The following is a 9,294-nucleotide window of genomic DNA, read 5'->3' as shown; positions in this document are numbered from 1 at the left end:
TTGGCCGGCCGCCACGCCGAGCAGGGCCTGGGCGACGGCGGGCAGGGTGGAGAGCAGGCCTTCGGGGTCGTAGCCCAGCGGGCCGTGGACATAGGTGTGGGCGCCCAGCACGGCGCGGTCGAACCAGCCGACGAAATTGGCGCCGGGCCGCAGCAGGTCCGTCGTCCCGTCCGGGAACGGCAGCAGGGTCAGCGGCCAGTAGAGCGCCAGGATCGCCACGGCCAGGATCATCCGGGCGCGCGGCCCGAGGGTCTTGTAGAGGACGGCGGCGGCCAGGAAGGCCAGGGCCAGGCGCTGCAGCACGCCCATGGGCCGGAACAGCACGCTCTCCGGCGTGGCCATCCAGTAGAGGTTCGACAGGATCAGGCCGAGCAGAAACAACCGTCCCGAACGGACCAGCAGCCGGCGCAGGGCGGCGCCGTCGAGGCCGGCCATTCCTCGCTCGATTGGGCCGTCGCCCAGGGCCAGCGGGCCCAGGGCCAGCGGGATCGACACGCCGGTCATGAACACGAAGGCCGGGAACACCGCGTCGGCGGCGGTGAAGCCTCGCCATTCGGCGTGTTCCAGCCCGGCGAAGACCGCGTAGCCGCTGACATAGTGGAGATAGGACGCCGTGTTGACGACGATCATGCCGACGATCGTCAGTCCGCGGAGCACATCCAGCGAAGCCAGGCGCGCCGCCTTGGGGCGGGAGTCCACGGCCTAGTCTTCCAGGCTGCGGGCTTCCTCGGGCAGCATGATCGGCACGCCGTCGCGGATCGGATAGGCCAGCTTGGCGGCGTTGCTGACCAGTTCGCCCCGGGCGCGGTCATAGAACAGCGGCGCGCGGGTGACGGGACAGACCAGCACCTCCAGCAGGCGCGGGTCGAGATCGGCGGGCGGGGGCGGGGGAGCGGCGGTCATGGGACATTTCTATGAGGTTTTCGCAGCGCCGCACACCCCCTCAGTCGCTTCGCGATAGCTCCCCCTGAGGGGGAGCATCTGCGCGGCGTACATCCTCCCCCTCAGGGGGAGGTGGCCCGGAGGGCCGGAGGGGGTTCACCTCACCATCGCTATTGCAGCATCGTCGGGTCTTCGTCGTCGCCCTTCGCCGCGTCGATCTCCAGCAGGGCCACCAGGGTCTCCCGGCGATCCGTCAGGGTCGGCGCTTCCAGCAGGGCCTGTTTCTCGACCGGTTCGAACGGCAGGGCCATGGCCAGGCTGTTGATCAGGGCGTCGGAGGGGGCGGCCTCGGCGCTGCTCCAGTCGATGGCCAGGCCGCGGTGGTCGAGGTAGCGGCGCAGGGCCCCGAGCAGGGCCTCCCCGTCACCGCCCGAGGTCGCGCCCTCGACCCCCTCGCGCAGGTCGGCCTCGAAGGGCGAGAAGTCGGCGCGCACCTGGCGATAGGGCGAGCGGCCGGGCAGCTCGGCGCCAACCCGGAACCGGCAGACCCCGGTCAGGGTGACCAGATAGCGGCCGTCGCTGGTTTCGGCGAAGCTGGTCACCCGGCCGGCGCAGCCGACCGGCGCCAGCTTGGGCCGCTCGTGGTCGCCGCCGGTCCGGGTCTGGACCATGCCGATGATCCGCTCGCCCGACATGGCGTCGTCGAACATGTTGAGGTAGCGCGGTTCGAAGATGTTGAGCGGCAGCTGGCCGCCGGGCAGCAGCAAGGCGCCGTCCAGCGGGAACACCGGGATCACCAGCGGCAGGTCGTCGGTCTTTCGATAGACGCCCGGCATGGGCAGGCTCCTTGGCTGCGGCCTAGCTGAACAGGATCGACGACAATCGCTTGCGACCCGACTTCGCCACCTCCGAGGCGTAGCCGGCGGCCTCGAACACGGTCAGCAGCTGCTTGCGCGCCGCTTCGTCGCTCCAGGTCCGGTCGCGCTCGATGATGGTCAGCAGGTGGTCGGAAGCCTCCTGCAGGCGGCCGACGCCGGCCAGGGCCTTGGCCAGTTCGAAGCGGGCCTCGTGGTCGCCGTCGTCGGCGGCCAGGCGTTTCTCGAACGGCGCGGTCTCGGACGGCGCGTCCTGGGCCAGGGCCAGGGCGGCGCGGACGATCTCCAGGTCCGGATCCTTGGCGCCGGCCGGGGCGGTGGCGGCCACTTCGGCCGCGCCTTCCAGGTCGCCGCCGTCCAGGTAGCAGCGGGCCAGGCCGCCGATCGCCTTCACATTGGTCGGGTCCATCTGCAGGGCCTGGGCGAAGGCCTGGGCCGCGCCGCCCAGGTCGCCCAGATCCAGCGACTCCTTGGCCATGGCCAGCAAAGCGTCGATGTCGCTCTCCGCCGGCGGACCGGCCAGGCGGTCGATGAACGCCTTGACCTGGCTTTCGGGCACCGCGCCCTGGAAGCCGTCGACCGGCTGGCCGTCGACGAAGGCGTAGACGGTGGGGATCGACTGCACGCGCAGCTGGCCCGAATAGCCGGGATTCTTGTCGACGTCGATCTTGACCAGCTTGACCGCGCCGCCGGCCGCGGCGACCGCCTTTTCCAGGGCCGGGGTCAACTGGCGGCACGGGCCGCACCAGGTGGCCCAGAAGTCGACGATCACCGGCTGGACCTTGGAGGCCTCGATCACGTCGGCCAGGAAGCTGGCGTCGGTGCCGTCCTTGATGTGCTCGCTCTTGGTCGCGCCGCCGGCGGGGATGGGAGCGGGCTTTTCGCCGATCAGGGCCATGGAAGAGTCTCTCATACGGGTCGCAACGCGTTCATCGGCAAGATGGTCCCTGGAGACGACAACCGCAATCGCCGGAAATCGCGACCCCATGCACGCATAAGGTTAATGGGTGTTCACAACATTTTAAGATTGAGTTCGGCGGGATCTCGCGTTCAGATCGCCGTCTCTGTCCATGGAGGCGCGCATGTCAAACCTGCCTGTTGCCAACTTCACCACCAGCGACGCCGGCCAGAACGTCGGCACGGCGGTCGCCCCCTCCGGCGTCACGCTCAACGTGGGCGACCAGCTCTCGATCAACGGTTCGACGGACCTGAGCAAGATCATCGTCGGCAACTCGAGCGCGCTGGTGAACGCGATCCAGCTCCAGACCGGCAGCTTCACCCAGTACGAACTGCAGATCCAGGGACAGGGACCGGCCGGCGCAGGCTCCGGTTCGCTGGTCGTCACGATCATCGACGGCGACGGCGACAGTCATTGGCTGAAACTGAACAGCAGCACCAACAAGGTCCATGAGCTGGGCTTCAACACCGCGAACCCGACCGTCAACACGATCAGCTGGGCGCCGGGAACGATCTAAGGCGAGCGGCCGGCGGGGATCGGAGCAACAAGGTCCGTTGAGAGTGGTTGCCGGACTAGAGGATTTCGCCTTGTCGATAGGCGAGCTTGGCGTCTCCACGTATCCGGTCGCCGCACTTGGTTACCTCTAGGCTGATCGCATCGCGCACAATTTCGCACATCAGCCAACCGAGACACTCATCCCTCTCCAATCTTGGCTCGACACCGGCCTCAACATGAAGCCGCAAGCGCCTTGGATCAGGGCCATAGTTTCGGACGACTGCATCGTCTGCGTAAAATCGGCGTACGGTCTCTTCGATGTAGTTCGCCTCCGCAAAACTCAAGGGCGCAGGAGGAACAGGGAGAGACGCGAGGCGGGCGGCAGGCATGGCCCGAAGGCTAGGTCAGACTTCACACAAAGTCGACTTTACGCATGTCCGACTTGGGTCGGAAGCGGACAACGGCCGGCTTCTAGCTCTCCACCGCCATGGCCGTGAAATCGACGATCATCGGCGTGATCCCCAGGGCCGCCAGGAACCGTCGGAACCCAGCCTGCGACACCGCCGTGGTGGCGTCGTTGGACAGGGGATGGAAGTTGACCGGGTCGGCCCCGGCCAACGCCGCGTCGAGCACGAAGCGCACGCGGCCGCCGGCGTCGTTGATCAGGCCGAAGGCGGTGACCGAGCCCGGGGTCACGCCCAGGGTCTCCTCCATCAGCGCCGCATTGCCGAACGACAGCCGTGCCGAGCCGATCACCGTGTGCAGGCGCTTCAGGTCGATCATCGTCTCGCCCAGGGCCGAGATCAGCCACAGCTGGCCCTTGGCGTCCTTCAGGAACAGGTTCTTGGTGTGGCCGCCGGGCAGGGCCGCCTTGATCTCCAACCCCTCCTCCACCCGGAACACCGGCGGATGATCGAGCGTGGAATGGGCGACGCCGTGGGCGTCGAGGAAGGCGAAGAGGTCGGCGCGGGTCTTCATGCGGGCTCTTTTACGGCGCGGCGGCCAGACGTTCGAGCACGAAATCGGCGCGGTCCTCGACGCTGGCGCGGGGCAGTTCGACCAGCGTGTAGGCCAGTTCCGGATAGACTTCGGCCATGACCTCGTAGGTGCGCCGGGCTTCCGCCAGGTCCTGCCGCCGCTCGGCGTCGCCGATGAAGATCTCCGGCCAGGGCGGGGCGATGAACACCAGGGTGTCGTAGCGGTACAGCCGCGCGGCGGCCCGGGCCTCGAACGGGACCGGCAGGCCGCACAGCCGCAGATAGCCGATCACGTCGGGCGCGCCGCGGTCGAAGAACACCGGACCCGCCCGGCCCTCGGTCTCGCGATACGAACGCAGGTCCCAGGACAGCATCAGCTGGGCATAGGCCTGGCGGTCGGCCCAGGGCAGGGCCGCGCCGCCGATGCGGACCTGATCTTGGATGATGGCCCGGCCCGCCTCGACGGTGCGCGGAAAGCCGCGCCGCTGCAGGGCGTCGATCAGGCTGGTCTTGCCGGCCCCGGGACCGCCGGTGACGACGATCCGGCGCGGTGAGGGACGTTTCACGCGGGTTCCTTTCGATCAGGACAGCTCGGGCGCGCTGGACGGGCTCGCCCCTGGGGCGCTAGAGCAGAGGCAACAGGGAGAACAGACGGGCATGGAACTGGAGTGCTACCCCACCGAGAACCGCCCGCCCGAGATCGTGCCGGGTCGGCCGCAGCGGGCCTGGATGGACCATTTCGCCGACCGCCATCCCTATCGCTGCCTGCCGCTGACCATGGCCAACACCACCGGCTGGGAGATCCTCTGTCCGGTCGGCTTTTCGGCCACCTGGGACGGCGGCGCGCACCAGAACTGCATCACCTTCAAGGCCGACCACCCGCATCCGGGGTTCGATGACTTCGTCAAGTCGCACTTCTCGCGCGGCACGGTCACCTTCCACACCGGCTATCTGTTCCGCACCCCGCCGGGCTGGTCGATCTGGACCATGGGTCCGCCCAACCACATCAAGGACGGCATCCAGCCGCTGGCCGGGCTGGTCGAGACCGACTGGCTGCCCTTTCCCTTCACCATGAACTGGCTGTTCACCCGCCCGGGCACGATCCGCTTCGAGAAGGGCGAGCCGTTCTGCTTCTTCATGATGATCCAGGACAAGCCCCTGGAGCAGGTGCAGCCGGTGATCCGCTCGATGAACTCCAACGTCGACCTGCGCAAGCAATACGACACCTGGGCCGCCAAGCGCGGCGAGTTCAACGCCCGGATCTTCAAGCGCGAGCCCGAGGCCATGAAGGAAGCCTGGCAGCGCTTCTACTTCAAGGGCGAATATCCCGAGGAGGTCGAGGCCCCGGCCCCGCAGGCCCATGTCAACAAGCGCCGGCTGAAGGCCCCCAAACTGGGCAGCTGAATTACTGCCCGGTCGGCGAGGGCGGCGGGCGTGGCGAGGGCCTGGCGGGTCCGCCCTGGCGGTACAGCGACACCCGCACGGTCTCGTCGGGCTGGCGCCAGACGCCGTCGATGCGGCCGGAATTGGTCAGCCGTCCCTCGAACACGCCGGAGATCTGGCGGAACTCGATGTGGACGGTGTCGCCCTCGATGCGCAGGGCGCTGGGCTTGAGCCGTTCGCCGCCCAGCGCCTGGTTGACGGGGCGGGTCTTCACCCGGGCGCGCGGGCCGGGCTCGAACACCAGTTCCACCCAGACGGGTTCGGAGGTTTCGAGCACGCCGGTCCAGGCCCCGGCGAAGGCGGGCTGCGCCTGCGACCAGGCGGCGGGGGCGACGGCCAGGGCCGTCACGGCCAGGCCGGCGGCCAGCCAAGGGCGGATCGTCATGAGCGCTTTCCTTAAGGCGTCGAGGGGGAGGCGTCGATGGCCGCGACGCGCGCGGCCATCGCGCAGGGGCTCAGAAGTGGACGACGCCGCCGATCGACAGGCGGGTTTCCTTGGAGTCGATCTTCAGCTTGTCGCCGCCCTTGAAGGTCGCGGTCTTGTCGCCGTAGCTCACCCGGGTGAGTTCGGCGCGCAGGCCGAAGCTCTCGCTGAGCTTCTGCTCGTAGCCGACGCCGTAGACCATGCCCTGCTGGGTCAGGGTCTTCTTCGAGCCCGGGACCGAGGCTTCCAGCTTGCGGCGCTCCAGCCCGACCTTGCCGTAGAGCAGGCCGCTCTCGCCGAGCGCCATGCCGACGCGCGCCGCGCCGCTGTAGCGGAACTTGGGATCCAGATGGACCTTGGTCGCGCCGAAGGTCTTCGAGGACTCGCCGCCGCCGCCGCTCAGGGCGCCCTCGGCGCCCAGATAGAGGTTGCCGCCCAGCACCGTGCCGTAGCCCGCGAAGCCGCCGAAGTTGAAGCCGGTCTTGTCGGACGAGCCCTTCAGGACCGGGCCGGTGGTCGGGGTGTAGGTCAGTTCGTTCTTGGGCTTGCCGTAGCCGACTTCGCCGCCGACGTAGAAGCCGCCCTGGTCCTGGGCCAGGGCCGGGGTGATCGCGACCGCGGCGAAGGCGGCGGCGAGGCAGAGGGTCTTCATCATTTGAAACTCCATGCATTTGCGGAGGCCGACGACACCGCCAACCCGAAGCCAGGCCTTGGTGGGGGCTGTGCATGGAGGGACTGCGCGCGAAGCGTGGAGATCGCGTCGGGACGACCTTAAGAGTTTTTCATTTGCCAGGGCGGCGCTCGGAGGGCCTGCATTCCTTCGTCCGGGGTGGTTTCACCGAGCCTCGGCGCGATCTCCACGATCTCTCGACACTCGCGGTCCAGACCTTGCCGCTCCTGCTTTTCGGAACCGACGATGGAAAACGCCCTGATCTGCGTGGTCGAGGATGACCCCGATATCGCCCACATCCTGCAGACCTATCTCGAGCGCGAGGGCCTGCGCGTGGTCTGCGCCGCCGATGGCGAGGCCGCCCTGCTGCAGCACCGCAGCCTGAGCCCCGCCCTGATGCTGCTGGACGTCAACATCCCCAAGAAGGACGGCTTCGCGGTGATGAACGAGGTGCGCCGGCGCGGCGACACGCCGGTGATCTTCACCACCGCCATGGCCGAGGACATCGACAAGCTGACCGCCCTGCGCATGGGGGCCGACGACTATGTGGTCAAGCCGTTCAACCCGGCCGAGGTGGTGGCCCGGGTCAAGGCGGTGCTGCGCCGGGCCAATGGCGGCGGGCGTTCGGGCCTGCTGCGCCAGGGCGTGGTCGAGGCGGACCTGGCGGCCCACGTGGCGCGGGTCATCGACGCGGAAGGCGGCCATACCGTCCTGACCCTGACGCTGAGCGAGTTCCGCATCCTGGTCCAGTTCCTCAACGCCCCGATGCGGGTCTGCAGCCGCGGCGAAATCCTCGACGCCTGCCTGCCCGACAGCGAGGCCCTGGAGCGCACGGTCGACAGCCACGTCAGCAACCTGCGCCGCAAGCTCGAGGCGGCCGGCGCCGTGGGCTACATCATCAACGTGCGCGGCGTCGGCTATCGCCTGGCGGTCCCGCAATGAAGCCGGCTCCGACCCTGGCCCGCCAGTTGGGCTTCGCCATCGGCGGCATGCTGACCTGCGCCGTGATCTTCATCGCCACCGCTTCGGCGGGCGTCGACCAGTTGATCGAACTGGAGTTGAAGGCCCGCCTGCCGGCCCGGTTGGTCAAGGCCATCGAGGCCCTGGACCAGAAGCGCCTGCCGGCCAACGAGGACATGCTGGCCCTGATCAAGGTGACGTCCGACGAGGAGCCGCGGATCGTCATGCTCAGCTACGGCGGGGTGGCCGTCCTGACGCTCATCAGCATCGCCCTGAGCGTGGTGATCGCCCGCCACATCGCCCGCCGGCTGGCCGCCTCGGTCAATCTGGTCGCCGACGGGGCCCAGCGGATCGCGGCCGGCGACTTCGCCCACCGCATCGTCGCCCCGCCCAAGCTGACCCGCGAACTGCAGAGCCTGATCGACAGCTTCAACACCCAGGCCGAGGCGCTGGAGCGTTCCGAACGTCAGATGCGGTTCAGCACCGCCTCGGTCGCCCACGAGCTGCGCACGCCGTTGACCGTGCTGAGCGGCTACATCCACGGCGCCCTGGACGGCGTGTTTCCGCGCGACGACAACCACATGCGCGCTCTGCTGACCCAGGTGGAGGACCTGTCGCGGATCATCGACGACCTGCGCACGGTCAGCCTGGCCTCGTCGGGCGCCCTGGTCCTGGAGATCGGGTCCTGCGACCTGGCGGCCGAGGCGCGCTCGGTGCTGGAGATGACCCGTCCGCAGTTCCTGGTCGCCGACATGGTCGTCGACGCGGCGCTGCCCGAGACCTGGGTCCGCGCCGATCCGGCCCGGGTGCGGCAGATGCTGCTGGCCGTGCTCGACAACGCCCGGCGCTACGCCGCCGAGGGGCGATCGCTGAGCCTGCGTGTCCAGCGCCAGGGCGAGGCCGGCGTCCTGCTGGTCGCCGACCGGGGCCCCGGCTTCCCGCCGGACGGCGAGCAGCGGGCCTTCGAATGGTTCTGGCGGGCCGACCTGTCGCGCACCCGCGCCACGGGCGGGTCCGGGTTGGGCCTGGCGGTGGTCAAGGCCCTGGCCGACGCCCACGGCGGCAGTGTCGGGGTCGGCAACCGGTCGAGCGGCGGGGCGGTGATCGAGCTGCGCTTCCCGCTCGATCCGGTCGGCCTGGACGGGTTCGAGGATGGCGTGAAGGGACACGGCGTCCTTGAACTGGCGTCGACCCCTCACTCGATCGCGTAAGCGATGACCTGGTCGCCGATCGGCGTCTCCATGAAGTGGTGGCCGCCGGTCATGATCACCACGTACTGCTTGCCGCCGACCGCGTAGGTCATCGGGGTGGCCTGGCCGCCGGCCGGCAGCACGTCCTGCCAGACGGTCCGGCCGGTCTTCAGGTCGATGGCCCGGATCAGGTTGTCGGTGGCGGCCGCCACGAACACCAGGCCGCCGGCCGTGATCACCGCCCCGCCGTTGTTGGGCGTGCCGATCGACAGCGGCAGGCGCGAGGGAACGCCGAACGGGCCGTTGGTGCGGGCCGTGCCGAACGGCCGGTCCCACAGGGTCTTGCCGCTCCGCAGGTCGATGGCCCGGATGCCGCCGTACGGGGGCTGCTTGCACAGCAGGCCGGTCAGCGGCAGGCGC

The 9,294-nt window shown here is 69.1% G+C and carries 13 protein-coding genes; 4 read left to right on the top strand and 9 right to left on the bottom strand.

Annotated elements, in window-relative coordinates; translation table 11 throughout:
• The 4 genes from PMI01_RS01845 to PMI01_RS01830 form a co-directional block, all read right to left on the bottom strand.
• Positions 1–699: heparan-alpha-glucosaminide N-acetyltransferase domain-containing protein (locus PMI01_RS01845; protein WP_007662257.1), on the bottom strand; the 699-nt coding region annotated here is incomplete at its 3' end.
• Between the two features lie 3 nt (positions 700–702).
• On the bottom strand, positions 703–903 hold the full coding sequence (locus PMI01_RS01840; protein ID WP_007662256.1) for a Trm112 family protein: 201 nt from the start codon (positions 901–903) through the stop codon (positions 703–705).
• A gap of 149 nt (positions 904–1,052) precedes the next feature.
• Positions 1,053–1,718: an LON peptidase substrate-binding domain-containing protein gene (locus tag PMI01_RS01835; RefSeq protein WP_007662255.1), complete on the bottom strand. Its 666-nt coding sequence runs from the start codon at positions 1,716–1,718 to the stop codon at positions 1,053–1,055.
• A gap of 22 nt (positions 1,719–1,740) precedes the next feature.
• On the bottom strand, positions 1,741–2,655 hold the full coding sequence (locus PMI01_RS01830; RefSeq protein ID WP_007662253.1) for a thioredoxin family protein: 915 nt from the start codon (positions 2,653–2,655) through the stop codon (positions 1,741–1,743).
• 184 nt (positions 2,656–2,839) lie between these two features.
• Here PMI01_RS01830 and PMI01_RS01825 point away from each other — a divergent pair, with 184 nt between their 5' ends.
• Complete coding sequence (locus tag PMI01_RS01825) at positions 2,840–3,232, top strand: hypothetical protein (RefSeq protein ID WP_007662251.1); 393 nt, start codon at positions 2,840–2,842, stop codon at positions 3,230–3,232.
• 449 nt (positions 3,233–3,681) lie between these two features.
• On the opposite strand, the gene PMI01_RS01820 is transcribed toward PMI01_RS01825, so the two are convergent.
• Both PMI01_RS01820 and PMI01_RS01815 read right to left on the bottom strand, forming a co-directional pair.
• Entirely contained in the window at positions 3,682–4,188 is a 507-nt protein-coding gene (locus tag PMI01_RS01820) for a prolyl-tRNA synthetase associated domain-containing protein (RefSeq protein ID WP_007662249.1), read from the bottom strand.
• A 10-nt stretch (positions 4,189–4,198) separates the two neighbouring features.
• Positions 4,199–4,753 carry an AAA family ATPase gene (locus PMI01_RS01815; protein ID WP_007662248.1) on the bottom strand — a complete coding sequence of 185 codons (555 nt, stop codon included), beginning with the start codon at positions 4,751–4,753 and terminating at the stop codon, positions 4,199–4,201.
• Between the two features lie 91 nt (positions 4,754–4,844).
• Between PMI01_RS01815 and PMI01_RS01810 the strand changes: the two genes are divergently transcribed.
• Complete coding sequence (locus tag PMI01_RS01810; protein WP_007662245.1) at positions 4,845–5,591, top strand: DUF6065 family protein; 747 nt, start codon at positions 4,845–4,847, stop codon at positions 5,589–5,591.
• Position 5,592: 1 nt separating this feature from the next.
• On the opposite strand, the gene PMI01_RS01805 is transcribed toward PMI01_RS01810, so the two are convergent.
• Positions 5,593–6,015: a hypothetical protein gene (locus tag PMI01_RS01805; RefSeq protein WP_007662244.1), complete on the bottom strand. Its 423-nt coding sequence runs from the start codon at positions 6,013–6,015 to the stop codon at positions 5,593–5,595.
• A gap of 70 nt (positions 6,016–6,085) precedes the next feature.
• Positions 6,086–6,709 (bottom strand): porin family protein, encoded by a 624-nt coding sequence (locus tag PMI01_RS01800; protein WP_007662242.1) that lies wholly within the window; start codon positions 6,707–6,709, stop codon positions 6,086–6,088.
• Between the two features lie 261 nt (positions 6,710–6,970).
• Here PMI01_RS01800 and PMI01_RS01795 point away from each other — a divergent pair, with 261 nt between their 5' ends.
• Positions 6,971–7,666, top strand: coding sequence for a response regulator (locus tag PMI01_RS01795; RefSeq protein ID WP_007662240.1), 696 nt, complete (start codon positions 6,971–6,973; stop codon positions 7,664–7,666).
• Positions 7,663–8,895: an ATP-binding protein gene (locus PMI01_RS01790; RefSeq protein ID WP_007662238.1), complete on the top strand. Its 1,233-nt coding sequence runs from the start codon at positions 7,663–7,665 to the stop codon at positions 8,893–8,895. Before PMI01_RS01795 ends, PMI01_RS01790 begins: the two co-directional genes overlap by 4 nt.
• Here PMI01_RS01790 and PMI01_RS01785 read toward each other — a convergent pair.
• The coding region (locus PMI01_RS01785) for an outer membrane protein assembly factor BamB family protein (protein ID WP_007662236.1) at positions 8,880–9,294 on the bottom strand (415 nt) is incomplete at its 5' end. The two genes, PMI01_RS01790 and PMI01_RS01785, sit on opposite strands and share 16 nt — an antisense overlap.

Origin of the sequence: Caulobacter sp. AP07, assembly GCF_000281955.1 — a bacterium.
Lineage (GTDB): Bacteria > Pseudomonadota > Alphaproteobacteria > Caulobacterales > Caulobacteraceae > Caulobacter.
The sequence above is the reverse complement of the archived record's forward strand: the minus strand, read 5'-3'. Positions and strand labels throughout refer to the sequence as shown.